The following is a 24,949-nucleotide window of genomic DNA, read 5'->3' as shown; positions in this document are numbered from 1 at the left end:
TCTCTCCCTATCCATTTGTTAATAATAGCGGTGGGGGGGCAGGAATGCAAGCGGTAGGACACGAGGACACGGAGACGCGGGGACACGGAGACACGGAGACACGGGGGGAAGCCGATGATAGAACGTTGCGACTTGGCGACTGAGCGACTTGGCGAAAAGGCCCATAACCCGGAACCCGGAACCTGAAACCTGAAACCCGCAACTCCGGCCACAGGTCGGCGTCATTGCGAGGCCATGGTATATGCCGAAGCAATCCCGGGGTCGCTTCCGTCAATTGACTTTCGTACTTGACAGCATTTCTGCGCAGGTCATTCGCTCCCACGCTCCCCGCTCCCCGCTCCCCGCTCCCCGCTCCCCGCTCCCCGCTCCCCGCTCCCCGGTTCTACACATTGTTAAAAAAGGTTTTTTTCCTCCCTGATTCTGTTTAGAATAGCGGAAATGAGGGGGTATATGTCTGGTGTAACACTCAACACATCCGAAGCGCTGGGGCTTTCCCTTTGTCTCCTGGTTCTCCTTTACGTGATCTACAACAGGAGGACTCTCCTTGGTGGCAATTACGCCTTCATCACCTATGGGTTTTTCTGTATAGTCGGCAGTTTTTTCCTCACTAATCTTGAAGAGTTCTTCCTTGAAGACCTGATCAATATTATGGAGCATTCCCTGTCGGCGGCAGGCGCTATGTATGTGGCTGTTGGCTGCCGCCGCATATTGCTGGGCAGCGCAGATGAGAGCAGGGATACACCATGAACCTCATCAGCTTCCTGGATCTCCTGGGCGTTCTCTTTCTTGCCTATGCCTTGTGGATCGTCCTCCGTCCACCAGTCAGGCAGAAGAGGTTATTCCAACCCCTGATGCTTCTCATTGTTCTGTTTTTGCTAAACGCCATTTTCAATTTTATGGAGTGGGCCGGTTATGAGACACTTGTAGAGCCTTTTGAGGAATACATTCAGCTTCTTGTTTCAGCCGCGTTTTTCCTTGTATTCACCTTCGTCAGGTTTGAAGAGAGTGAGAAGGCCCTCAGTTCAAGGAACAGGGTTCTCATGGCTATCCACACCATAACGGAGAATATGCAGGCAGGTATCAAGCCTGAGGAGCTGTGGACTGACCTTCTGGGGCGGGTCATCAGCATCATGGGTTTTGACGGTGGTTTTATCAATTCATCCGAGGATCACAGGTTGGTCAACATCAAAATGCGATGGGAAGGCTGGGAACAGTTCTCCGCTCAACTGGAGCTGCTGAACATTGAGGATACGATCCTCAGTGAAGTGCTCATAACCAGGAAGCCCATGGTGGTTCAGCAGACGGACAGCATGCCTGATTCCCTTATTCAAGCGCTGAACATCAGCGGTATCGCGTCAGTTGCTCTTTTCCCTGTGTCCTCCAAGGAAACTGTACTGGGTGTGATGGGGGTCGTGTCTACGGATCCTTACATCTTCACTAAAGAGGAACTGGACCTGTTCACCATGCTTGGACACCATTTCGGCGAGATCATTCATAACAGTATTCTCGCGGATGGGACCCGGGTCCAGGCTGAAGACCTTCGGAGGGCCCTCGATGGGAGGCGGCACTTCCTTACCCTTGTTTCAGACGATCTCAGGGAACCTTTGATAAGGATACGGACCGTACTCCAGAGGTTTTCTGATGAGCTTCCCATTGCCGATAACCCTGACCTGGAGAGGATCCTTGAAGAGGCGAACCATGATTCGAAAATGCTGGAACGGCTCATTGACGATGTAAAGGAGCTGGCGATCCTGGACTCAGGCGGTTGTGAGCTGAACATTACTCCCCAGAACCTGGTGAAAGAGCTTGCCAGGGTCAAGGAACAGTTTCAGCTCAAGGCGGATGACAAGGGGATATCACTGACGCTCAGGTACAAAGACAACCTTTCACCATTGGAAGCTGATCGCGAACTGTTCTATAGCGCCATGCGGCATATACTGTCCAACGCTATTGAGTACACACCGAAGGGTGGTCAGGTCACTTTGGACGCCTGGGAAGAGGGTGATGTGACATGTATCCAGATCTCTGACACGGGGATAGGTATTAAAGAGGAGGATTCGAAAAAGATCTTCGATATGTTTTACCGAACCTCCCTGGCAAGGGACAAGGGAAATGTCGGGACGGGTCTGGGCCTGACCATCGTAAGCCGCATCGTCAATCTCCACATGGGAGAGATCACCTTCCGTCCCGGTACCGAGGGTGGTACCGTTTTCACTATAAAACTTCCCAGGATACATTTGGAAGAATAAAGGCTGTGTCCCGGTATCTAGGTTTCTAGGTATCTAGGTGAAAACTTCTAACTTCCGTTATTTGTTCGCTACAACTGCGTGATCCTACGTTAATGTTTTCTTCGTTTTGCCGTTACCTAGACACCTCGACACCTAGATACTTACATACCGATCTTCCTTCCGGTTACTGGCTTCTAGATGTTATGTACGATCTCCACGTAGATCGAAATCGGTATACTTCCGTACTCGCTCCGGGGTATCCCTGCATGCGGCCGTTCGCCCATCCCAAAAAATAGCCCGCCGGTAAGACCCGTCAGGTCCGAAAGGGACCAGGAACCGTCCAGGCGCAGTAGTGCGCTGCCGTCAGACAGGTTTGCGAAAATGGCTGGTGTCAGGGTCATGAGGGGATTTATCTGGCGCGATACCTGGAAGGCCATATTGTATCTTCCCAGTGTAAAAACATTTCCTGACATATATTCATCGGATAATATCAGCGCGGGATAATCGTCCGGATCCCCGGTGCCCCACCCGTTGCGGTAAAGCTCTGCAACCAATAAGGTGTAGGGGCCAACCTGTCTTTCGGCTCCCAAAACAGCCTGGGAATACTCATCCCTGACAGATGTCCTGGTCAACAACAGGGAACCGTAGACCTGTGTCCCGGCGATGTCCACCGTGTAGCCGGCGCCGGCTTTGTCGTCTTCGAGTATGTGGCCCCCTGTAAGGGAACAGGTTCCCGAACCCAGTGGAAAGTAGGTATGGATGGCAACGCTGTCACTCTCATCCTCAACCGGTATATCAACCAGGGACAGGCCGGAAAAAAGACCCAGGTTCACGGTAGCGGCCACACCGTCGATGCCCGGTTTGTAGCGCCGGTTGGTCTCAGTGATGGGAAAGGCGCCGAAGAGATCCCCTACGTTGAAATAAAAAGCTTCTCCCCAACTGATCGCCTGGCGTCCAGCTGTCAGGCTGAGACCGGGAGTTGTCCATGTCAGGGAAAGACGGTCAACCTCGGAGATCAGGGTTGTGCTCTCGTCCTGGCTGTGTACCTTTTCCAGATCAAGGCTGCGAAAGGGTGATTCTGAGGAAACCGGTGCAAACCGGATTTCGCCGGTAGAGTGGAGATATTGGCCTAGCCAGTGAAACTCGGTGTCCAGATGGCCGAAGCTCTCCTGATACATTGCCCGGCCTGAAAATTCCCACAAGGAGCCGCTGCCCTCCGTCCCCGTTGCTCCGTAGGGGTCCCGGACCCCTGCGATTTTGCCGTCAAGTTCGAGGCCCACCCATGCCGGACATTCCACTGGCGGCACGAGCAGAAGCCACATCGTCAGTGTGAGTAGAACTATGCGCCTGGAGTTACTCTTCATTTTAGGTAATGTCCGGCATGGGTGGGAGGCCAAAGCCCATCCACCGTCGCTCTTCGAGCTTCCACCTTCGCACAAGGCTACGGCGGACAAGATGGTGGACAAGAAGTATAAAGCCAAAAGATGGGCACGCTTATGAATCTCTACTTTGGTCATGGGTCATTGGGCCTTGGGCTGATCCTTTCGTCAGAAAGGATCTCCCCATCTCTCAGTACAATGAGCCTCCTGGCCCGTTTGATCACGTCAGGATCGTGGGATGAGAACAGGAAGGTGGTTCCAATTTCCCGGTTGAGGTTTTCCATGAGGTCCATGAGCCCCTCTTCAGTGTGGCTGTCCAGGTTGGCTGTCGGTTCGTCTGCAAGGATCACCACCGGATCGGAGGCAAGAGCTCTCGCTACGGCCACTCTTTGCTGCTGACCGCCGGAAAGTTCGTGGGGTTTTCTTTTCTCGAGCCCCTCAAGGCCCACCTTTTTCAGAAGGGCCATGACCTTCCTCTTCCTGATATCGTGATCGACTCCCTGGAGCAGGAGGACGAATTCAGCATTCTCGTAGGCGGTTAGAACAGGGATCAGGTTGTAGAACTGGAAGACGAAGCCGATCCGGTCTCTCCTGAGGTGAGACGTCTGCCGGCGCGACAGGTTTGTTATCTCGTGTCCATCGAGCCACACCTTGCCCTCTGAGGGTTTGTCCAGGGCCCCGATCATGTTGAGAAGGGTTGTTTTCCCGGACCCTGAGGGTCCTGCGAGGACCGCGAAGTCGCCCTTTTCGATGGTCAGGTTCACATCCTGAAGGGCGTGGATCTGGACAGGCCCCTGCTTGTAGTAGCGGGAGAGGTGTTCGGTTCTGATGATACTCATGGCAGGTCTCCTATAGATCTAAAATCCAAGGTCCAAGATCCAAGATACAGAATTCAAAAAGATCTGGACTCCCTTTGGACTTTGGACATTGGACGTTGGGCTTTGTTTACGGTTTCTCCATCGCCTCCACCGGCAGGGTCCTCGACGCTTTCCAGGCGGGGTAGATGCCCATGGTCACTGTCAGCAGGAACACGAGAAAACACAGCCCGAAGGCTCTATGGGGCCTGAGGTGTGATCTGAGGACTGGATCGATAACGGTCCCGGCCAGACTCCACTCCTCTGGTGACCATTGGGAAAGATCCAGGCCGTAGGTAGAAAAATACCAGTTCACTCCAAGGCCTATTGCTAAACCAAAAAGGATGCCCAGAAGGGTGATAAAAACTGTTTCCACCAGGACCATTAGCATTACATGCCTGTTTTCCATACCCAGGGCAGTCAGGATGCCGATCTCCCTGCGCCGCTCCATGACAGACATGAGTACGGTATTGAGCACACCGATGGCAACGATGAGCAAGATGACAGCGTAGATCATATAGCCGAAGGCATCATCGATAACGACATAATCCCTGAGGTCTGGTTGAAGCACCTGCCACTTGTAAAGATAAGTCTGTCCCCGAGGCAATTGCGAGCCTATCTCTTCAAAGGCATGTTCCTGCTTGAAGGGATTATTCAGGTAGATGGCAATGGAGGTAACACCTCTCCCCATGCTGAGCGCTTCCTGGAGAAATCCGATGGGAATGATGCAGATGCTTCCATCTATGGTCCCGGACCCGCTTTTAAAAATACCCTGCACTCTCAGAAGAGTGCTGGTGATCTCTCCGGCGGCGTCCTGGGTGGTGAGGACCGCCTTCTTGCCCAGTTTAAGCTTCAGCCTGTCAGCGAGCTTGGTTCCAAGATAGACGCGGGCGGCGTTGTAGTCAGTAAGGAATTCACCTTCGGAAAGGCTGTCTTTGAAGATCGCCGCTTCGCCAGGTGCGGATGGGTCGATCCCCTGGAACATAACGCCCTCCGCTCCCGCTGCCGTGGCCAGGATCCCTTCTCCTCTGATCCTGGGGAAGGCCCTGTCCACATAGGGAGAATCCCAGATAATAGCCATAAATGGGTCCGGGTCCTCAATGTACAAGGAAGATGAGGGCGATTCCAGGAACCCGTCCCGCTGGACAGTGAGGTGCCCCTGTCCGATACGGACACCGTTCTCGATCATCTGCTGATGGCCGCCATCCCCGAGCCCGATGGAAAAAAGCGCAAGACCTGTTCCCAAACCGATGGCCGCAACGGTGATGATCGTTCTGCGCAGATGTCTTCTCAAATTTCTGAAAGCCAGTTTTATAACCATCAGCGCCCCCTCCCGATGGCATCGACAGGTGAGATCCTCGCGGCCCTGAAAAGCGGGTACAGACTTGCTATCAGGACGACGATCACCATAACGACAATGGAATCGATCACGGCGGCGGGCGTCAGGGTGGCGTACATATGGGGGTCGAAAGCGACTCCTACGAAGGCAAAGCTCCCACCCATCCAGGAGATGTCCCAACCGACACTCTCCAGCCGCAGGGACCACAACACGCCTGCAATTCCTCCTGCCACGGCAGCGATCATTGCGAGAAACAGGGTTTCGAAAAGAACGAGAACCGCCACTGAAAGGGGGCTCAACCCCAGGGCTCTCATAATGCCCACCTCTCTGGTGCGTTCGAAGAGAGACATGAGTTGGGTGTTGACGATACCCAGGGACGCCACGGCAAAAATGATGAAAAGGATAATGGTCATGCTGCTGGAACTCACCCGAAGGTACTCGGCCAATTCCGGGAACAGCTGTTTCCAGTTTTCGACTTTGTAGGTTTTCTGGTCCAGCGTTTCATTCAGGGTGCTAGAGGCCGTGTCCAATGCGTCAGGGTCGTTCAACCTTATGGCGATCTCGTGGACTTTGCTGTCCATTACCAGAAGATCTGAAAGGTTCTTGATATGCATGATAACGCCGCCCCGATCCAGAGCCTCCCCGATACTTTTGAGGGTTCCTGATACGGTGTAAAGAGCATTACCCAGGGAGCCGTCTGCGGCCTGGGTGAGTACGACGACCTCATCACCAGGTCCGGCTGAAAGGGTCCTGGCAAGGTTCCGTCCCAGGACTATCTGTCCCATGGGATCCGGTGCCAGCCATGTGCCTGTTTCAAGGTGTTTGTAAAGCTCAGTGACTGAATTTTCCAGTGCGGGATCGATCCCCCAAAGCTGGCCGCCGGCTGACTGCTGTCCGGAACTGACCAGGGCGGTGGCGAATATCCTGGGGGCAGCCGACCCAAGGCCCGTTCCGGAAATGTCCTCCAGAAGGGTTCCGGGAGCGTTTATTGTGTCGTAGAGGGAGTGGTCTTCGAGATAGTCTGGGTGGTGAACCTGCACGTGACTGGTTCCAAGGACTGTGGCGTAGTGGACCATCTGGTTGAGCATTCCGTCCATGAGAGCATAACCCACGATCATCATGGTAAGGCCAAAGGCCATGGAAAAGATGGTTATAAAGGTCCGTCTGGAGTTTCTCCAGAGGTTCCGCCAGGCCATCTTTATGAGTGTCATCGGACCAGATCCTTCCGGGTCAGTGTATTGCGGGAAAAGAATTCGGGTTTAAGTCCGAGACCGAGTTCGAGGGAATCGTAGGTGATGACAGTCTTTTCCTCAGGTTTGTCCTCCGGCACGAGGACCATTGTGGCGGGAACAAGCCTGCCGCCCAGCTTTTTAACGTCGTCAAAGAGCATTGTCCTGGAAAGAATCCCATCCTCATCATAATAAAGGGACCGTATGGGGATCAACGTTTCCTGGATGACGGTGATCTCGATGCGCCCCCAGACCACAGGTGCCTCAGGTTTGGGCAGAAGGGCGATCTCGTAAACACTGGTGCCGTCTTTTTCACCCTCGAAAGTGACTTCGGCATCATAATCTTCCGACATGCGGCTTTCCTTGACCAGGTCATCGTTAGTGAAATGGCTGCCCATCCAGTTGGCCATCATCATGGAGGTAGGGACACGAATGACACGATTAACTCGTGGCAAATAGTTCCAGATGTCCTTCTCGGCTTTAAGGGTGGCTACACCGCGATCTTTGGGAGGGTAGGTGATAACGAACAGGGAGTGTTCCTTGCCGAGGGACCATGCCTTGAGCTTCATGGATCTTTCGTAATGTTCCGTTACGACCTCCATGGTCATTTCGGCAAAACTGGATTCCCCCCGCCATAGATCGTCCACTTTCTCCAGAATTTCTTTGGCAGTGGCTGCGCTGGAAATTCTGGAGCTGAAAAGACAAATGAGAAGAACTAAAAAAACCGGTTTCCACTTTAAACTTGTCATTATCATCTGTCCCTTTTTGCCATTCATTGCTTGTGTTCAACTTTTCGCTCAGTCACCTGGCCATCTTGTCGCTCAGTCGTCAGTTCCCCCGTACATGTGCCCACAACACCGTCATTCCCGCGAATGCGGGAATCCATGGATTCCGGATAATCTCTCTCACGAGAAATTTCCGGAATGACGGAATATTTAAGGCCTTTTACGCCCTTTGCTCTTTCATTTTTTTCCACTTTCCACTCCCTCGACCGGGCTCGGGACCCTGAGCTTGTCGAAGGGTTTCCACTTTCCACTTTCTAATTTTGATCGAGTCGCAAAAAGTCCAATCCGGGACTTTTCGCTCCACGGAAAGGGAAAAGCGTTCGTTTCCCTTTCCTTACAAATCAATGACTTACGGAGTGAGTCATTGATTTGGGCTCCCCGCGCGGGGCGCATTGATGACTTTTTGCGAAGTCATCAATGTTCATCCTCGACTCTCATCTTATACCGATTACCGATTACCGGTCATCGATCACCGCCTATTTCAGACTGTCTTCCAATAGATCCTTCATAATATGATCCACCTGGGTCATGAGGAAAGGTGGAAATTTAAAACAGAAAACTGAACACGGAACACAGAATAAAGGCCCAAAACCACTTGACAACCATAGTAGGTAAAAAACAACACTTTTTCTACGTTCTACGTTCTACGTTCTACGTTCTACGTTCTACGTTCTACGTTCTACGTTCTACGTTCTACGTTCTACGTTCTACTGAAGCAGCCACAGATAATCCGCCACACTACTGTCGATGAACTGTCGTGTCTGTACTGGAGGAATTTCCGGGAGGATGATCCGGTAGTCGATCCCGTCTGCGAACCGGCTGAGCTGTTCCGGGATACCGGGTCTCCAGGAGTGGGTATTGCCGGCCATTACAATCACGGTTATGCCCGGGTTGCGTTCAAGGTGCCGGACCAGTCTGAAGGCCATCGTGGTATCCCATACGAGTTGTGCTTCGCAGAAACTCTCGAAGGCGCTGCTGCTTTTTGACGGTTCATGGGCGGACAGGGCCATCTGGATGAAGGACCTGTATTTTTCGTCAATATCGCAGCTGACCAGAGGCAGTTGGGCTCGCTGTTCAGGAGATAGGGATGAAAAACCCCGGCGGGCCACCCGGGTGGTGATCTCCTCCGGAACGTTCAGGCCAACCAGGGGGATATTTTTTTCCCGGGCATAGCGATAGATGGGGCTGTACAGGTGCCAGGTATTCCCCCAATTTCTCTCGTGGGCCCGAAGAAACGCCTTTTCCGAAAGAGTTCCCTGGATCCAGGAGTCAAGGTACTCCTGGTCTCTTGCGGTGAACATCTCCAGGCCAATAGCAACAGGGATCCCCAAATTGTGAAGTGTTCTCAGAACCCGCAACTGGAGATCATGATGCCTTGTATCACCATGCTGCTCACCCACAAAGATAAGGGATGCCCCTTTCAGGTCTGACAGGATCTGTCCAAGGCCGAGAGCCTTCCCCTCGGACAACATCAGTATGCGGTCTCCGTAAGGCTCTGCCGCAGTGGGAAGGGCTCCCGCGAGGATCAGTACAAGGGTAATGGATGCAAGGATTAAAAAGGTTTCTTTGAAGGGCCGTTTGATCTCGGGGGTGCAATAATTCATACGTATGATAGTACAAAAAAAACGACTGTCCAGTAAAATAGAAAAGTGTAGCAAAATAACGTTTTTGTGTTGAATATCTACAATTTGCCTTCGTCGGGAGGCGGGTTATTTTGACGACATCATGTAAATTATTGTAATTGTTGGCAAAAATTGGCTTGCTGTGGGGCGATAAATAGGTATGGTATTTGCATTATTAGATTGTTCACCAGGTCGTCAGGTAGTTTTTGCCGCTGATCATATTTTCAACCCAGACTGTTCCGGATTTGGTGGCGATGATCGACACGGAATCCTCCCCCGATGGGGAAAAATGCACAGTTAAATACCTGAGACGGCAGCCGATCAAAAGAAATATTTAGACACAAAGGGAACGGAGGAACGTATGGGAAATGGATTAGACAAAACAATTCAGCCAATCTACGATGCAGTCATCACCAGAAACCCGGCAGAAAAGGAGTTTCACCAGGCGGTCAAGGAAGTGCTCGAGTCCCTGGGGCCTGTTCTTAAAAAACACCCGGAATTCGCTCAGCACAAGATCATCGAGCGCATCTGCGAGCCTGAAAGACAGATCATTTTCAGGATACCGTGGACGACCGACAAGGGTGAGGACATGATCAACCGCGGCTTCCGCGTACAGTTCAACAGCGCCCTCGGCCCCTACAAGGGTGGGCTTCGTTTCCATCCGACGGTCTACCTGGGGATCATTAAATTTCTGGGTTTTGAGCAGATCTTCAAAAACGCCCTGACCGGAATGCCCATCGGTGGCGCTAAGGGTGGTTCCGATTTCGATCCCAAAGGCAGGTCTGACTCAGAGGTCATGCGGTTCTGCCAGAGCCTCATGACCGAGCTTCACAGGCACATCGGAGAGCATACCGACGTGCCCGCTGGGGATATCGGCGTGGGCGCCCGCGAGATCGGTTATATGTACGGGCAGTACAAGAGGCTGAGCAACAGGTGGGAAGCCGGGGTACTGACCGGAAAGGGTCTTGGCTGGGGAGGCTCCCTGGTCCGGATGGAGGCCACCGGTTACGGTGCCGCCTATTTCGTTGACGAGATGCTCAAAGCCAGAGGCGACAGCTTTGATGGCAAGGTCTGCACGGTTTCCGGTTCCGGAAACGTTGCCATCTACACCATCGAGAAGATCCACCAGCTTGGCGGCAAGTGCATTGCCTGTTCCGATTCCGATGGTGTCATTCTCCATGAGAAAGGCCTGGATCTGGACCTCATCAAGCAGCTCAAAGAGGTGGAAAGAAGGCGGATCAAGGATTACGTCGATTACCACAAGGACGCAGTCTACAAGGAAGGCGGCAATATCTGGGATATTCCCTGCCAGGTGGCCATGCCCTCGGCAACTGAGAATGAGCTCCACGGCAGGCACGCCAAAGCACTTGTGAAAAACGGTTGTATCGCGGTTGGAGAAGGTGCCAACATGCCTACGACCCCCAAGGGAGTCGAGGTGTTCCTGGGGGCGAAGATCGCCTACGGTCCAGGTAAAGCAGCCAACGCCGGTGGTGTTGCCACCTCTGCCCTCGAGATGCAGCAGAACGCCATGCGGGATGCCTGGTCCTTTGAGGACACCGAAGAGAAACTTCACAGGATCATGAAAAACATCCACAAGCTCTGCTACGAGACCGCTGAAGAGTACGGAGACCCGGGCAACTACGTTGTGGGCGCCAATATCGCCGGATTCATCAAGGTGGCCCGAGCCATGCTTGCTCACGGCGTGATCTGATCTGCACCTTTAACAAAACGTTCAATCCAAAGAGCTGCCCTTCCTCGGATGGGCAGCTCTTTTAAAAAGGCTTTAAACTCTCTCTGAGATTTGAGATCAGATCTTATTCCACCTGCACAGCGTCCGGTCCAGGACCTCAACCCCCTCATACAGTACCACTCCCAGAAGCCCCATGGCGACGATCCCCGCGTACATACTTTCGTAATCCAGCTGACTCCAGGCATCGAGGATGAAGAAACCCAGCCCCTGATTGGTTGCGAAGGATTCGACAAAGAAGAGAACGGCTATGGCAGTGCCGATGCCGATCCTCAGGCTGGTCAGAATGCTGGGCAGCACCGCCGGCAAAACGAGGTGAACCGCTTTCTGCGCCCTGTTGGCTCCCAGGCTTCGCATGGACAGAATGTACTCTTTAGGGATCTCACGTGCGGCATCACGGGTGGTAACCAGGATCTGAAAAAAAAGGATAAAAGCGATAAGAAAGATCTTGGAGCTGTCGCCTATTCCGAAGACGAGTAAGACCAGTGGAAGAAATGCGATCTTGGGAACAGGATATGTGAGGTAGACAAGAGGGGATGCCAAAGAGTCCACCCCCTTGATGCGTCCCATGGCGATCCCTATCGGGACGGCAGTGACAAGGGCCAGAAGCAGACTTGCGAGGACCCTGTAGGTGGAGATAAAAAAGTGATTGCCAAGGGATCCACTTATCTCCTCAACAAATGCGGCCATAACGGATATTGGCCCTGGGAGAGCTTCAGTCCTGAGCACCAGGGCTGCCCCCTGCCAGAGGAGGAAAATAAACGTCAGGGCAAGCAGGTAGGGCCCTGTTTTCCCCTTCTCGTATTTCACGATATTCCTTCCACAATTTGACGGATCTCCCGGCACTTTAAATGATACTCCTCGCTGAGGCGATATGATCCCTCACCCATGCCAGGGTTGTCCAGTATGGAAATTATCCTGCCCGGACGGGGGGAAAGGATGACGATCCGCCTGCCCAGGAACACCGCCTCTTCGATGCTGTGGGTGACGAGGACAAAGGTGAAGGACCGTTTTCTCCAAAGGCCGAGGACCAGGTTCTGAAGGGACTCCCGTGTCATGGAGTCGAGGGCGGAGAAAGGTTCGTCCATGAGGAGAAGGTCAGGTTCAGTGGCAAGAGAGCGGGCAATGGCTACACGCTGTCTTTGTCCGCCGGAGAGCTGACCCGGGAAACTGTCGCGGACATCCCAGATGCCCATATCTTCCATAAGAGCTTTGATAGTCGCCGATCTTCCTTCTTTTTCCGCCCCCCGCAAGGTAAGTCCCAGGGAGGTGTTTTCAAAGGTATTTTTCCACGGAAAGAGGCCGTGCTGTTGAAGGATAAGGCTGGTGGAAAGGCGCACCGAGACCAGCGGTTCACCGTTTACGATCACCTGTCCGGAGGTAGGTTTGAGCAGGCCGGCAAGAAGGTACAGAAGGGAGGATTTCCCGCAGCCGGTTGGGCCAATAAAGACGCATGATAAACCGGTTTCAAGGGAAAAGTCCACATTGTTCAGGGCGTTGTGGTCCCCGGCGTCGGTTTGATATGTGACACTGATGTTGTTGAGATTTATCAAGAAAAGCTCCCAAATGTATTGAGAATTCCGAATTGAGCATTGAGGATTAAAACGGAACAAAATTCATTGATATAAATCCAGAATTCTCAATCCGGAATCCGGGATCCCTGATCACGTTTACCACACTTGACAAAGCACCGCACACCTTGTTCGATTTCACGCTTCACGCTTCACGCTTCACGCTTCACGCTTCACGCTTCACGCTTCACGCTTCACGCTTCACGCTTCACGCACCGCGGATCACAGATCACGGAATTTCCCCCATATCCACACTGACTGTATTCATCCCCTCCCTGACTTCCTTGCCGACTTTCCGCTCCACGCCCAGGGGATCGTAACTCAAGATAAAGGTATGCTTTCCCACGGGAACGTCCGGGATGGTTACGGGTGTATAGCCCTTTTCCTCGCCCCTGAAGATCACCCTGGCCCAGGGGTTGGCGCTGATCCTGACGGTGCCTGTGGGCAAAGGGACCAGGGTGACAACGTACTGCTCATCCACTCCGGGTGGGATCCGAAAAGGTTCATCCCTGTATCCGTAGAGTCTGGCCTCCATGTTCACTGTGGAGTCATCAAAACCGCTCCTGATCGACACCGGGGTGGTCCCAACCGGGATACCGTCAGCCAGGATGCTGGCTCCAGGAGGCACTGATCCCAGAGTTATGGTGTGTTCGAGAGGAAGTGCTTCAGGCTGGGGGGATGGTGTGGAGACCGGTTCCGGCGCCACAGCCTTTATTTGCATTGGGAGAGCGGTGTTCGACTCCATGCCTGTGGGGAGAAGAAAAACACCTGCGACGAGAGCAATGCCTGCTGTACCCATGGCCAGATATGGCCAGAGACGTGACCTTCTGGATCGCGGGATCGTCGGTGCCGTCAGTGAACTGTTTAAAACGATACCAGCTGCGTGGTGTGTTTCAGGCACCAGGGAGCGTACCCGACTGGCGAGTGAAGTGACGGCAGAGGGCAGGACAAGCGGTTCCAGGGCTTCCAGGACCGAAGCGGCGTTGGGAGGTCTTTCGGCCGGATCGAGCGTGAGAAGCCGGTCCACCAGTTCATAGAGGGAAGAGGGCAGCCCAGAGGCTGCGTTGCGCAGAGGAATATGTTCAGCCTTCCCGATGGCAGAGATGGTTGCGGCTTCGCTTCCCCGATCAAAAGGGTGGTTTCCCGATAACAGCTGATAAGCGATGATGCCCAGGGAGAAAAGATCCGTGGCCTGGTCCAGTTCCCTGCCTTCCATCTGTTCTGGTGACATATAGGCCAGCTTTCCCCTTATGGTGGCGCTGGCGGCTATATCACCGAGCATGGCGCGTGCGATCCCGAAATCGGCGATTTTAACCTCTCCCAGGGTGGATATGAGAATGTTGTGAGGGTTGAGATCGCAGTGGATGATCCCTCCTTCACCCTTTTCCCCGTCCCCCTGACGATGTGCATGGTTAAGCCCTCTTCCCACTGCATAGAGGATCGCGATCGATTCATTCAGGGAAAGCTTTTCCCTGGGGGAAGACAGGCGCAGGATCCTCCGGAGATCAGCCCCCGGTACATATTCCATTTCGATAACGGGGGTTCCATCGATGATGTCAAAACCGTTGACCTTGACTATATTCGGGTGTTGAAGGGAAGCTGCCAGGTTTGCTTCGCGGGAGAACCTCTTCTTGAACGACTCTTCCCTGGCAAGGTGAGGAAGGATGACTTTTAGGGCCACCTGTACCTCGAACCCGTCAGGTCCGTGTTTTGTAGCCCTGAAGACCTCCCCCATGCCTCCGATGCCCACTCGTTCGTGGAGGATGTAATTCCCGAAAGAACGTTCCATAGGAGGAAAGGTAGCAGAAACGGCAGGAATTCAGAAGTCAGAATCTAGGAGCCAGAAGTTTTGGATAACCACGAGACGCGAGGGGGAGAAAAGCGGTATCCAGGTATCGAGGTGTCTAGGTAAAAACTTCAATAAACGTCATTCTGGATGTCATGCCATCGGCTTAATGATCCGGAATCCAGTCGTATTTATGGCATAGGACCGCAGAGAAAACCTGAACATAAGGGTTTAATCCTGGTAAGTGAGAAACCAATCCCTTTTATCCTCTTCATCTTGGTTTTGGAATGAAACAAAAAGCAAGCGCCGTCAGGTGCGCCAGGCGTGTCAAGGCGTTGACTTAAATAGTCCTGAAAGGTAATATTTCCAGTTGGTTATGAACTAAGTTTTTTTTCTGAATACCGGGTACTGGCTCCTGGGTACTATTGCGGAGGATCGCAACACATGATCGACCTCCACACCCACTCAAACGCTTCTGACGGGAAACTTTCTCCTGCCGAGTTGATGCGCCACGCTCATGCCATGGGTATCCAGGTTATAGCCCTTACCGACCACGATACCCTTTCGGGTCTGGCGGAAGCCTCCGAGGAGGCGGCAAAGTTAGGTATAGAGCTCATTCCAGGGATCGAGATCAGCGCTGAGAACAACCCCGGTACGCTGCATATGCTCGGATATTTTGTTGACCCGTCGGATGCCGAACTTGTGGAAACCCTGTCCTGGCTCCGGGGCGGCAGGGACGACAGAAATCACATTATACTGTCCAAACTGGCCCAACTGGGATGTCCGCTCCAATGGGATGAGGTGGCCGCTCTCGCGGGCGGTGAGAGCATGGGACGTCCCCATATTGCTACCGCCATGGTGAACAGAGGTTACGTAGCCACATTCAAGGAAGCTTTCGATCGCTACCTGGGCAAGGGGGCCGCCGCCTATGCCGATCGCGACAAGATGACACCGGAATTTTCCATTGAACGTATTCGGTCTGCGGGGGGACTTCCGGTTCTTGCCCATCCCCAGACACTTTCACTGACGGAGGATGAACTGTCTGAACTCCTTTCCCGCCTTGCCTCCATGGGGCTCGCCGGTGTCGAAGCCTATTATTACAGCCACTCAAAGGAGGAGACGGCCCTCTATTGTTCCCTGGCCAGAAAGTACGGTCTCATCCTCACCGGGGGCAGCGATTTTCACGGTCCTGGGATGCTGGAGACGCGTCTGGGAGTTGGTGTCGGCAACCTGAATATCCCCAGGTCAGTGGCTGACGATTTGAAACAACTGCACCAGAAAGGTTCCCCTCGTTGACAGAGGGGATAATAGTGCCTAAATTCAGTAGTCAGTGAACAGCCTGTCCACCGAAGCTTTATGCGAAGGTGGATGAACAGTGAATCGTGAATCGTGAATAGTCCCGCCATTGGCGGGATTCACCTTTTACTTTTCACCAAATGATAAGGAGTGTCATTTCAATGCCCACCTATGAATATCGATGCAGCAAGTGCAAAAAAGAGTTTGAGGTTGTCCAGAGGATAACCGATGATCCTGTAAAGGAGTGTACGAAGTGCGGCGGACCGGTTGAGCGTCTTATTGCTGCCACAAACTTCATTCTCAAGGGAAGCGGCTGGTACAAGAGCGACTATGCGCGGCCGGCAGTGCCCTCCAAGGCTGAAACACCGTCATGCGGAACTGAAAAGAATAAGCCGTCCTGCCAGGGATGTCCGGCCGCTAAATCTGGCTGATACCTGCGGATGAGCATGTGACAGGCGGCCGGGTCAGGGGAAAAGGGGAACGGGACCCTTTGGGTGGAGGAAGTCATCACGGCTCCATGTTGATCCACTTGAGGGTTGCCCTCGCCCTGCCTGTTCTGGTGGCCGCCGGCGGAACTGTCGGCTACATGGTAGTAGAAGGCTGGGATATTTTAGACGCCTTTTACATGACTGTCCTCACTATTTCCACCGTTGGCTACGGAGAAGTACATCCCCTTTCTGTAACCGGTAAGTTCCTAAGTATCCTCATTATCCTGCTTGGTGTGGGTTCGTTGGGTTTTGCCGTCGGCACGGCGAGCAGGCTCATTCTGGAAAACCGTATCAGGGCAGTGCTCGGGAGGAGATCCATGAAGTCGATCCAGAAACTGCGGGACCATTACATTATCTGTGGTTTTGGCCGGATGGGCCGCATCATTTGCGAGGAACTTACGGATAAGGGCATCCCCCTGGTTGTGCTCGAGAACGACGACGAGGTCCTCAATGAGCTCGACAGGCTTGGATATCTCTACATGAAAGCGGACGCCACCAGCGATGAAGAGCTTTTGGCTGCGGGCATAGACAGGGCAGCGGGGGTGGTCTCGGTTGTGACCGACGATGCCCAGAACGTTTTTATCGTCCTGACGGCCCGCGGGCTGAACCCGAAACTGAGGATCGTGGCCAGGTCCGCGGCTGAAGAGACCATCAAGAAACTTGTCAGGGCAGGGGCCAACAAGGTGATATCCCCATATTTTCTGGGCGGCCACAGGATAGCTCAGGCCATCATGCGCCCTACGGTCCTGGATTTTCTGGAGAACATCATCCAGAACAAGGAGATGGACCTCGTTCTGGAAGAGATGCACATCGCTTCCGGATCGAAACTCGTCGGGACTACCCTGGCTACCTCCGGGCTCCGACAGGACTATAATATTATCATCCTGGCCATAAAGAGCGCCACCGGTTCCATGGATTTCAACCCCCCGTTTAACACAGAGATCAAAGCGGGCGACACTCTCGTGATCCTCGTACGAGGAGATGATCTCGAAAAGCTGAGTTCGGCCCCTGGAAGCTCATGACCTGTTCCTCCCTATATGGCAAGGCAAGTCTTAAGGATTTAGACCAGAACCTCGAATTTCTGGACAGCTGCGGCCTTTACCCTGAGATCTACCTGCCGGGAGAACTTCTCGACTCCATGGCCGAGGACCATATCTCCACGATGATCAGATGGCGGGAAGAGGGCAAGGAACTCACCTTCCACGCTCCTTTTGTAGACCTTGCACCCGGCGGATTCGATCCCAGGGTCCTCGAGGTCACAAGACTTCGTTTCTCCCAGGTTATGGAACTTGCCCGCCAGGTGGGGCCGCGACAGATCGTTTTCCACCCCGGTTTCGATGAGTTTCGATTCGCCTTCCGGGAGGAGCTGTGGCTGGAAAACAGCCTCCGGGTGTGGGGCGAGCTCCTCGAAGTGGCAAACAGGGTCAATACCCGGGTTTGCCTGGAAAATGTTTTCGACACCCGACCCGATCACTTCGCAAAGTTGAGGGAAAAGCTCGGTAAAGAACTGGGATTTTGCCTCGACATAGGCCATTTGCTGATCTTCTCCCAGGTAACTCTCGGGCAGTGGCTGGACGCTTTCTCGGATGGGCTTTGCGAACTGCACCTTCACGATAACAACGGCCTCCGGGATCTGCATCAGCCAGTTGGTGAAGGTACTTTTGATTTCAAGTCCCTGTGCAGCCAGATAGAGGCCAGGGGCCTTGAACCGGTTGCCGTTTTGGAACATCACTCCATGGAGGAGACGAAACGGTCACTTTTGAACTTCCAACAAATAATTCTGGAAATATAATGGTATCCAGAATTATTTGTCTGGTCATTGTTGATAAAGTCGCAAAAAATCCAATCCGGGATTTTTCGCTCCACGGAAAGGGAAAAGCGTCGTTTTCCCTTTCCTTACAAATCAATGACTTACAGTGCGAGTCATTGATTGTTGAAAATGAAATCACTGTCTATGGAATTTGAATAAAATGGGAAGTGGCAATACATCAGCTAAAAGAATGTCTCAGGGGTGGTGGGACATTCTTTTAGGGCAGGTGGAAAAGCCGTCCCGGTACCTTGGTCAGGAGATCAACTCGGTCCACAAGGACCCCGCAGATGTGATCCTGAGGGCGGGCCTTGTTTTTCCAGACCTGTATGAAGTGGGGATGTCACATCTCGGCACCCGGATCCTCTACGGCCTTGGCAATGATCTGCAGGGAGTCCAGGTGGAACGTGTATTTCTCCCGGGTGAGGATCTTCTTGCGCTCCTGGGTGAGAAAAACATTTCTCTTCCCACCCTGGAATCCAGAACCCCTCTCGCCCAGTGTCACATCCTTGGTTTCACTCTGCAGTCCGAACTTACCTACACCAACATCCTGACGATCCTGTATGCCGCGGGCATACCTTTTTACGCACGGGACCGTTCTGATGATGACCCTGTCATCATGGGAGGTGGCCCGTGTGCTTTTAACCCCGAGCCCATGGCAGAGTTCTTCGATCTTTTCTACCTCGGGGACGGGGAAAGACAGTGGACCGAAATGCTCAGTGTTCTCAAGGGACAGATCCTGTCGGGGGCCAACCGCGCGCAAAGGATCGAAGCCTTAAAGGGAATGCCCGGAGTCTACTGCCCCGGGGATTTCGAGCCGCGTTACCAGGCGGACGGCACTATCGAAGAGGTCATATCAAAGGGGGTCCCAAGAAGTGTGGGACCGTCCATCATCGAATCTCTGGATGTTTCGCTCCCGTCCGCTTCCTTCATCGTGCCCTTCCTTTCCCCCATTCACGATCGGATCAATATTGAGGCTACACGGGGATGCACCAGGGGCTGCCGGTTCTGTCAAGCGGGGATGGTCTACCGACCCACCCGTGAAAGGGAAACCCGGTCTCTGCTGGAGGCTGTGGAAGAGGCTCTGAAGCTGACCGGCTACGAGGATCTTGCTTTCACCAGTCTCAGCATCGGGGATTACGGACCCCTCGATGAGGTTCTCGAGACTGTCATGGACCGTCATGGGCAGGACCGGGTGTCCATTTCACTCCCCTCCATGCGCATCGGCGGACTGACGCCCTCTGTGGCGAAACAGATCCTGAGAGTGCGCAGAACCGGTTTTACGATCGCTCCGGAGGCAGGTACCGAGCGGCTGAGGAAGGTTATTAACAAGGACTTTACCGACGAGGAGATCATTCAGACTGCCCGATGGGTGTTCGGTCACGGTTGGGAAGCGGTGAAGCTCTATTTCATGATCGGACTGCCGTCGGAAAAAGATGAGGATCTCGATGGGATCGTTCAGCTGGTCAGGACAATTGCCGGTGAGGCTCCCGGCAAGGCAAAGGTAACAGTCAACATATCTCCTTTCGTTCCCAAGGCACATACACCTTTCCAATGGGTAGCACAGGATCCTGAACCGGAGCTGAAAAGGAAGCTGGATCACCTCCATAAGAAGCTCCGGGGAGGCAAAATACAGGTTCGCTGGAGCAGGACCGACCAGGCTCTTCTGGAAGCCACACTGGCCAGGGGGGACAGACGAACCGCCCGGGTGATCGAATCAGCATGGCGTGCCGGTGCTGCCATGGACGGATGGGACGAGCACTTTGATTGGAAGATCTGGAGCGAAGCCTTCATACAGGAGGGCCTGGAGCCTCAATGGTACGCTTCCAGGGAGAGGGATACGAAAGAGATCCTGCCGTGGGACCACATATCTTGCGGTGTGAGCCGGGACTTTCAACTGTTGGAGTACAGGAAAGGTCTGGCTGGAGAGGTAACCCCTGATTGCCGCAAGGCGGGGTGCTTCGCCTGCGGAGTCTGCACTCCCGAACAGATGGACGCTCTACCGCCCCTGCGCCTGGCTCTGGCAGACCCGGACATTAAACTTCCTCCCCAACAGGAAATGCAGGAAGCTGACAGGTCCCTGCGAAGGATCAGGATCGTTTTCAGTAAAAAGGGAGATCTGAGGTACCTGGGGCACCTTGAGATGGCCCGGATGTTCGAAAGAGCTTGTCGCCGGGCAGATATTCCACTCTCCTTCACGGGAGGTTACAGTCCCAAACCCCGGATCACCTTTGCCCTTTCGCTGCCCACAGGCACCGAGGCGCTGGCGGAGTGGCTGGACCTGGAGCTGGGTGAAGCGTGGTCTCCGGAGGAGGTCATGAACAGTCTCAACGAACAGTTACCTGCAGGTATCAGGGTCATTGATTCCTGGAAGGTTTCCGTGGATGTTCCTGCCTTGAACGGAAGGGTAAGGTTCATCACTTACGAGGCCCTTCTCCCCGACCCCCTCGAAGGGCTGGAGGAAAAGGTCCGGGACCTCATGAGCCGACCCTCCGTGCCTGTTATCCGTGTGAAAAAGGGTAAAGAGCGGACTCTCGATCTCAAGGAATACCTCACCGATATGAAGGTGTTTGATGAAAGGACACTGATCTTCACCCTTGCACTGAAGGGTGAAAAGGGCAGCGCCCGACCCCAGGAAGTGCTCGAAGCCCTTATGGGCACTGATGGGGAGGTTCCTGCCGATGTGCGGTTGACCCGCACCAGCCTTACCTTCGCCATGGAAAATGATAAGGCCGGCGGCCGGCCGGGGTGGGCGAGGATCTGGGATTGAGACTGGCAGTGAAGAGTGAATTGTGAAGAGTGAATTGTGAACCGTGAACGGTGAACAGAGGGAACGATTTCAAAAGTATCCTGCTATTCACGATTCACTTTTCACGGTTCACCCTGTACTATTTCCCTGACTTAATTCAAAATAATTGTTATTTATGTTTCTATTATTAACCTGGCAAATCAATAGAGAAAGTGCTAGAATGTTGGCATGAATAAATTCGATGCTCGCAGTATTAGTCGAGAGGCCCAACAGCAACTAAGGAATCAAGCGGTCCGACTCCGCAAAGCAGGGCGCGCATACAAGGAAATCGCGGAAATAGTTGGAGTCCACGAAACGACCGTGTGCACCTGGTACAAAACCTACGAAAGAGAGGGAGAAAAAGGAATTAAATTAAAGCCTCGAGGAACTAAAAGGGGTGAGCGACGAACTTTGACCCCAGAGCGTGAGGCTGAACTAATGCAAACTATCACGGATAAATCTCCAGAGCAGCTAAAGATGGATTTCGCACTCTGGACACGTGGTGCGGTCCAGGTATTGATTCGCCAGAAATGGTCGATTGAAATGCCTATTCGGACAGTCGGTGAATATTTGAAACGCTGGGGGTTCACACCGCAAAAACCTTTGAAAAAAGCCTATGAGCAAAAACCTGCCGCAGTAAATGAGTGGCTGAACAAAGAATATCCAATGATCAAAAAAAGGGCCAAAGCTGAAGGTGCCGAGATTCATTGGGGAGACGAAACAGGGTTAAGGAACGATAGTCAGCACGGTCGAGGGTATGCACCCAAGGGGAAAACTCCGGTATTACGGCTAAACGCCAAGCGAGAATCAATTAGCCTCATATCTTCTATCACCAACCAGGGTAAAGTGAGATTTATGACCTACAGGGGGAGTATGAACGGTAAGCAACTCATCCGCTTTATGCAAAGATTGAAAAAAGACGCTGGTAGGAAGGTGTTTTTGATTCTGGATAACCTTCGCGTTCACCACAGCAAAGTTGTCAAAACCTGGCTGGGAAAAAACACTAAAAAAATAGAAGTATTCTACCTACCGTCATACTCTCCAGAGCTTAACCCGGACGAATATCCCAACTGCGATTTGAAAGCAGGAGTACACTCTGGAACACCAGCAAGATCAGGAAATAAATTGAGGGCAAAAGCGATTTCGCATTTGAGAATGCTGCAAAAAAAACCAGCAAGAGTTCGCAGCTATTTCAAACATCCGAGGATTGCATATGCGGCATAATTACTCTAATGGGTCGCCGGGTTAATAAATAATAGACTGCTCAGTAGGGAGCACCGGAAGTTATGAGATACCTTCGAATATACTTCAGCACGAAGACTGCCAATAGTGAACTTCCCCGGGATTTTAGCGAGGCAGCTCTTCATGCATCAGTTGTGGGTCCTGGTTTCTTCCCTCCTGCGTCCTGCGTGCTGCGTTCTGCGTTCTGTATTTTAAAACCAACGCGCATTCCGCGCGTTAATAATTTTTCTTCGAAATTGAAAGGTTTACACAATGGGAACGGATCTTATTATCAATGCCAACGAATTCGAGATGAGGGTGGCTCTTCTGGAGAACCGCCAGGTCTCGGAGATCTCCGTGGACAGGATCAAGGACCGCGGAGTCACGGGGAACATCTACAAAGGTAAGGTTGTCCGGGTACTGCCTGGAATGCAGGCTGCCTTTGTAGAGATCGGCCATGACCGGGCTGCCTTCCTCCATGCGTCAGACATCGTTCTGGACATGGGGGAGTACGCCGAGATGCTCAGCGAGGATGAGATCAACGGGGACGATGATTTCCCTGTGATGACCTCGTCGGGTCACGCCATTGAGGACCTTCTGAAAGAAGGACAGGAAGTTCTCGTTCAGGTCACCAAAGAACCCATCGGTACAAAAGGGGCGAGAGTTACCGCCTACATCACCTTACCGGGCAGAATGCTTGTGCTCATGCCCAACCTTGTAAAGGTGGGGGTCTCCCGCCGGATTCAGGATCCCAGGGAGAGGGAGAGGCTGCGAAGTGTCATCACCGACCTTAAACCCCCAGGTGTGGGGTTGATTGTAAGGACCGCAGCAGAAGGGGCCACCGATGAGGAGATCAGTCAGGACATGGATTTCCTGGTGCGCGTGTGGGATACGATCAAGAAACGCCGGCCCAGGTCTCGGGCTCCAAGCCTGCTCTACGCAGAACTGGATCTCGCCTTCCGGGTTCTCAGAGACCTTTACAATGCCGATATCGATGCCATCTACGTCGATTCCAAGGACGAATTCAAGAAACTTTCCGATTTTACCAAGAAGTTCATGCCTGACCTCAAGGAGGCGCTGACCCTGTATGAGGACGATGAGCCTATATTTGAACATTTTGGTGTGGAAATGGAGATCAACCGAGCCCTGGGCAAGAAGGTCTGGCTCAAGTCCGGGGGGTATATAGTCATCGACCAGACCGAGGCTCTCACTGCCATCGATGTCAATACCGGGCGGTTTGTGGGGCGGCGAAACCTGGAAGATACCATCGTCAAGACAAACATGGAGGCGGTTCTGGAAGTTGTTTACCAGGTGAGGCTGCGAAACATCGGTGGACTTATCATCATCGACTTCATCGACATGGAAAAGTTCTCCAACAGGAAAAAGGTGTTCTCTTCTCTGGAGGAGGCGCTCAAGGGAGATCGGGCCAAGACTACTATCCTCCAGATATCGGAACTGGGTCTTGTGGAGATGACTCGCAAAAGGACCCGGGATAACCTGGCCTCTATCATGACTGAGCCCTGCCCCTACTGCGATGGGAAGGGTCTTATCAAATCTCTGCGCACTATCGTCTACGACATTTTTCGCCAGGTGAAAAGAGAATCGTCGATGTTGGAGGGGAAGAGGATCGTCCTTATGGTGCATCCCAAGGTGGCCGACCTGTTGTATGAGGAGGAGAGTGAGTATCTGGAGTCGTTGGAGAAGCGTATCAAGAAGAAGGTGGTTCTCAAAACGGACTATAACCTGCATCAGGAGCAGTATCAAATAATGGGACTCTGATGGGAGGGGGCGGCCCTCAATAGCACGCCATCCGCTGCGTTATCACCCTTCGGGAATCCTTATAGGGCAGGAGCCGGAATCCAGGAGCCAGGAGCCAGTAGGAATATCCTGACTGTGCGACGGAGCGACTTTACGAAAAGGCCTATAGCCCAGAACCCGGAACCTGGAACTCCGGCCACAGGCCAGCGTCATTGCGAGGCGCATCGAGGTAACCGAGGGTAACGCGGCAATCCCGGTTTGAAGAAGGACTGGAGCAAGTATCCAGTAAGGTAGAGCGAAGGGTGTTGAAAACCCTTCGGAGCGGCCTTCAGTCGGTCGCGCTGCAATAAATTAGCTTTTGAACTTCGAGATTGCCGCGGCCCTTCGGGCCTCGCAATGACAGAGTGGGCGGCGGATCTTTCCCCGTTTCTCCGTTTCCCCGGTTCCCCGTTTCGTTCGCGACTTGTCACGTCGTAGCTGAAAGCGAAGACGGAAGCGAACAGGCTTTCTCCCCGTTACGCCGACACCCCGACACTTTGTTACGTTCGCGGAGCGAACACGATCTTCCAGCCTTCTTATTGACAATAAACGCCCCTTCTGGTAGTTATTTCTGTTCCTATTAAAGAAGCTACTTTTGCAGCAATAAAGGGAGGCTGGAAGTCATGTACGCAGTTATAGAAACAGGCGGTAAGCAGTATCGCGTCAATCAGGGTGATATCATCAAGGTGGAAAAGCTCACTGCCGATGTAGGGGAGAAGGTGGATTTTGATCGCATACTCCTCGTAGGAGAGGGAGCTGACGTCAAGGTAGGCAGCCCGATCGTGGATGGTGCCAGTGTATCCGGCACCGTGGTAGAACATGACCGCCACCGCAAGATCATCGTGTTCAAGATGAAGCGCCGGAAGAACTACCGCCGGAAGCAGGGTCATCGTCAGGATTACACTGGCGTTCTTATCGACAACATCAAAAGTTGATGGAATAACATAGAGCATCAACGCACCCCGTGTGGGGTGCCCAAATCAATGACTTGAACTGTATGTCATTGATTTGT

The 24,949-nt window shown here is 53.0% G+C and carries 21 protein-coding genes; 11 read left to right on the top strand and 10 right to left on the bottom strand.

Translation table 11 applies throughout. The features are described 5' to 3' along the window. Positions 1-450 precede the first annotated feature (450 nt). Positions 451-747, top strand: coding sequence for a hypothetical protein (locus P1S59_05775; protein MDF1525761.1), 297 nt, complete (start codon positions 451-453; stop codon positions 745-747). Continuing rightward, positions 744-2,249, top strand: a complete 1,506-nt coding sequence (locus P1S59_05770) for a GAF domain-containing sensor histidine kinase (GenBank protein ID MDF1525760.1) — start codon at positions 744-746, stop codon at positions 2,247-2,249. Before P1S59_05775 ends, P1S59_05770 begins: the two co-directional genes overlap by 4 nt. 173 nt (positions 2,250-2,422) lie before the next feature. Here P1S59_05770 and P1S59_05765 read toward each other — a convergent pair whose 3' ends face one another. The 7 genes from P1S59_05765 to P1S59_05735 all read right to left on the bottom strand — a co-directional run bounded on the left by P1S59_05765 (position 2,423) and on the right by P1S59_05735 (position 9,418). Beyond that, positions 2,423-3,592, bottom strand: coding sequence for a hypothetical protein (locus P1S59_05765; protein MDF1525759.1), 1,170 nt, complete (start codon positions 3,590-3,592; stop codon positions 2,423-2,425). A gap of 149 nt (positions 3,593-3,741) precedes the next feature. After that, positions 3,742-4,446, bottom strand: a complete 705-nt coding sequence (locus P1S59_05760; GenBank protein ID MDF1525758.1) for an ABC transporter ATP-binding protein — start codon at positions 4,444-4,446, stop codon at positions 3,742-3,744. Positions 4,447-4,552: 106 nt separating this feature from the next. Then, positions 4,553-5,782, bottom strand: a complete 1,230-nt coding sequence (locus tag P1S59_05755) for an FtsX-like permease family protein (GenBank protein ID MDF1525757.1) — start codon at positions 5,780-5,782, stop codon at positions 4,553-4,555. Further along, positions 5,782-7,011, bottom strand: a complete 1,230-nt coding sequence (locus P1S59_05750) for an ABC transporter permease (GenBank protein ID MDF1525756.1) — start codon at positions 7,009-7,011, stop codon at positions 5,782-5,784. The genes P1S59_05755 and P1S59_05750 overlap by 1 nt, the downstream gene beginning before the upstream one ends. After that, entirely contained in the window at positions 7,008-7,778 is a 771-nt protein-coding gene (locus P1S59_05745; GenBank protein ID MDF1525755.1) for an outer membrane lipoprotein-sorting protein, read from the bottom strand. Before P1S59_05745 ends, P1S59_05750 begins: the two co-directional genes overlap by 4 nt. Positions 7,779-7,801: 23 nt before the next feature. Next, a complete protein-coding gene (locus P1S59_05740; protein ID MDF1525754.1) occupies positions 7,802-8,005 on the bottom strand; it encodes a hypothetical protein in 204 nt (67 codons plus the stop codon). A 516-nt stretch (positions 8,006-8,521) separates the two neighbouring features. Continuing rightward, the gene (locus P1S59_05735) at positions 8,522-9,418 is read right to left on the bottom strand and encodes a ChaN family lipoprotein (GenBank protein MDF1525753.1); all 897 of its coding nucleotides are present in this window, start codon (positions 9,416-9,418) and stop codon (positions 8,522-8,524) included. Positions 9,419-9,797: 379 nt separating this feature from the next. Here P1S59_05735 and gdhA point away from each other — a divergent pair, with 379 nt between their 5' ends. Continuing rightward, positions 9,798-11,147: an NADP-specific glutamate dehydrogenase gene (gene gdhA / locus P1S59_05730; protein MDF1525752.1), complete on the top strand. Its 1,350-nt coding sequence runs from the start codon at positions 9,798-9,800 to the stop codon at positions 11,145-11,147. A 96-nt stretch (positions 11,148-11,243) separates the two neighbouring features. Here gdhA and P1S59_05725 read toward each other — a convergent pair whose 3' ends face one another. The 3 genes from P1S59_05725 to P1S59_05715 form a co-directional block, all read right to left on the bottom strand. Next, positions 11,244-11,993: an ABC transporter permease gene (locus P1S59_05725; protein ID MDF1525751.1), complete on the bottom strand. Its 750-nt coding sequence runs from the start codon at positions 11,991-11,993 to the stop codon at positions 11,244-11,246. Beyond that, positions 11,990-12,736: an ABC transporter ATP-binding protein gene (locus tag P1S59_05720; protein ID MDF1525750.1), complete on the bottom strand. Its 747-nt coding sequence runs from the start codon at positions 12,734-12,736 to the stop codon at positions 11,990-11,992. Before P1S59_05720 ends, P1S59_05725 begins: the two co-directional genes overlap by 4 nt. A 247-nt stretch (positions 12,737-12,983) precedes the next feature. Next, positions 12,984-14,543, bottom strand: a complete 1,560-nt coding sequence (locus P1S59_05715; protein MDF1525749.1) for a serine/threonine protein kinase — start codon at positions 14,541-14,543, stop codon at positions 12,984-12,986. 441 nt (positions 14,544-14,984) lie between these two features. Between P1S59_05715 and P1S59_05710 the strand changes: the two genes are divergently transcribed. From P1S59_05710 to rplU, 8 genes are all read left to right on the top strand, one after another. Further along, positions 14,985-15,836, top strand: a complete 852-nt coding sequence (locus P1S59_05710; protein MDF1525748.1) for a PHP domain-containing protein — start codon at positions 14,985-14,987, stop codon at positions 15,834-15,836. 161 nt (positions 15,837-15,997) lie between these two features. Then, positions 15,998-16,267 carry a zinc ribbon domain-containing protein gene (locus P1S59_05705; GenBank protein MDF1525747.1) on the top strand — a complete coding sequence of 90 codons (270 nt, stop codon included), beginning with the start codon at positions 15,998-16,000 and terminating at the stop codon, positions 16,265-16,267. Positions 16,268-16,353: 86 nt separating this feature from the next. Continuing rightward, entirely contained in the window at positions 16,354-17,346 is a 993-nt protein-coding gene (locus P1S59_05700) for a potassium channel protein (protein MDF1525746.1), read from the top strand. Continuing rightward, positions 17,343-18,116: a sugar phosphate isomerase/epimerase gene (locus P1S59_05695; GenBank protein MDF1525745.1), complete on the top strand. Its 774-nt coding sequence runs from the start codon at positions 17,343-17,345 to the stop codon at positions 18,114-18,116. Before P1S59_05700 ends, P1S59_05695 begins: the two co-directional genes overlap by 4 nt. A 178-nt stretch (positions 18,117-18,294) precedes the next feature. Next, positions 18,295-20,901: a TIGR03960 family B12-binding radical SAM protein gene (locus tag P1S59_05690; GenBank protein ID MDF1525744.1), complete on the top strand. Its 2,607-nt coding sequence runs from the start codon at positions 18,295-18,297 to the stop codon at positions 20,899-20,901. Between the two features lie 207 nt (positions 20,902-21,108). Next, positions 21,109-22,143 carry an IS630 family transposase gene (locus P1S59_05685; GenBank protein ID MDF1525743.1) on the top strand — a complete coding sequence of 345 codons (1,035 nt, stop codon included), beginning with the start codon at positions 21,109-21,111 and terminating at the stop codon, positions 22,141-22,143. Positions 22,144-22,413: 270 nt separating this feature from the next. Next, positions 22,414-23,919: an Rne/Rng family ribonuclease gene (locus tag P1S59_05680; GenBank protein ID MDF1525742.1), complete on the top strand. Its 1,506-nt coding sequence runs from the start codon at positions 22,414-22,416 to the stop codon at positions 23,917-23,919. Between the two features lie 641 nt (positions 23,920-24,560). After that, positions 24,561-24,872, top strand: a complete 312-nt coding sequence (gene rplU / locus P1S59_05675) for a 50S ribosomal protein L21 (GenBank protein ID MDF1525741.1) — start codon at positions 24,561-24,563, stop codon at positions 24,870-24,872. The last annotated feature ends 77 nt before the right edge of the window (positions 24,873-24,949 follow it).

This window comes from bacterium (assembly GCA_029210965.1).
Taxonomy (GTDB): domain Bacteria; phylum BMS3Abin14; class BMS3Abin14; order BMS3Abin14; family BMS3Abin14; genus JALHUC01.
The sequence above is the reverse complement of the archived record's forward strand: the minus strand, read 5'-3'. Positions and strand labels throughout refer to the sequence as shown.

Bases quoted from the DNA above. Each gene is read 5' to 3' on its own strand.
- P1S59_05765 (MDF1525759.1), bottom strand. From the start codon at position 3,592: ATGAAGAGTAACTCCAGGCGCATAGTTCTACTCACACTGACGATGTGG.
- P1S59_05745 (MDF1525755.1), bottom strand. From the start codon at position 7,778: ATGACAAGTTTAAAGTGGAAACCGGTTTTTTTAGTTCTTCTCATTTGT.
- P1S59_05735 (MDF1525753.1), bottom strand. From the start codon at position 9,418: ATGAATTATTGCACCCCCGAGATCAAACGGCCCTTCAAAGAAACCTTT.
- P1S59_05690 (MDF1525744.1), top strand. From the start codon at position 18,295: ATGGGAAGTGGCAATACATCAGCTAAAAGAATGTCTCAGGGGTGGTGG.
- P1S59_05695 (MDF1525745.1), top strand. From the start codon at position 17,343: ATGACCTGTTCCTCCCTATATGGCAAGGCAAGTCTTAAGGATTTAGAC.
- P1S59_05750 (MDF1525756.1), bottom strand. From the start codon at position 7,011: ATGACACTCATAAAGATGGCCTGGCGGAACCTCTGGAGAAACTCCAGA.
- rplU (MDF1525741.1), top strand. From the start codon at position 24,561: ATGTACGCAGTTATAGAAACAGGCGGTAAGCAGTATCGCGTCAATCAG.
- P1S59_05700 (MDF1525746.1), top strand. From the start codon at position 16,354: ATGTTGATCCACTTGAGGGTTGCCCTCGCCCTGCCTGTTCTGGTGGCC.
- P1S59_05715 (MDF1525749.1), bottom strand. From the start codon at position 14,543: ATGGAACGTTCTTTCGGGAATTACATCCTCCACGAACGAGTGGGCATC.
- P1S59_05680 (MDF1525742.1), top strand. From the start codon at position 22,414: ATGGGAACGGATCTTATTATCAATGCCAACGAATTCGAGATGAGGGTG.
- P1S59_05775 (MDF1525761.1), top strand. From the start codon at position 451: ATGTCTGGTGTAACACTCAACACATCCGAAGCGCTGGGGCTTTCCCTT.
- P1S59_05760 (MDF1525758.1), bottom strand. From the start codon at position 4,446: ATGAGTATCATCAGAACCGAACACCTCTCCCGCTACTACAAGCAGGGG.
- P1S59_05770 (MDF1525760.1), top strand. From the start codon at position 744: ATGAACCTCATCAGCTTCCTGGATCTCCTGGGCGTTCTCTTTCTTGCC.
- gdhA (MDF1525752.1), top strand. From the start codon at position 9,798: ATGGGAAATGGATTAGACAAAACAATTCAGCCAATCTACGATGCAGTC.
- P1S59_05685 (MDF1525743.1), top strand. From the start codon at position 21,109: ATGAATAAATTCGATGCTCGCAGTATTAGTCGAGAGGCCCAACAGCAA.
- P1S59_05710 (MDF1525748.1), top strand. From the start codon at position 14,985: ATGATCGACCTCCACACCCACTCAAACGCTTCTGACGGGAAACTTTCT.
- P1S59_05755 (MDF1525757.1), bottom strand. From the start codon at position 5,782: ATGGTTATAAAACTGGCTTTCAGAAATTTGAGAAGACATCTGCGCAGA.
- P1S59_05705 (MDF1525747.1), top strand. From the start codon at position 15,998: ATGCCCACCTATGAATATCGATGCAGCAAGTGCAAAAAAGAGTTTGAG.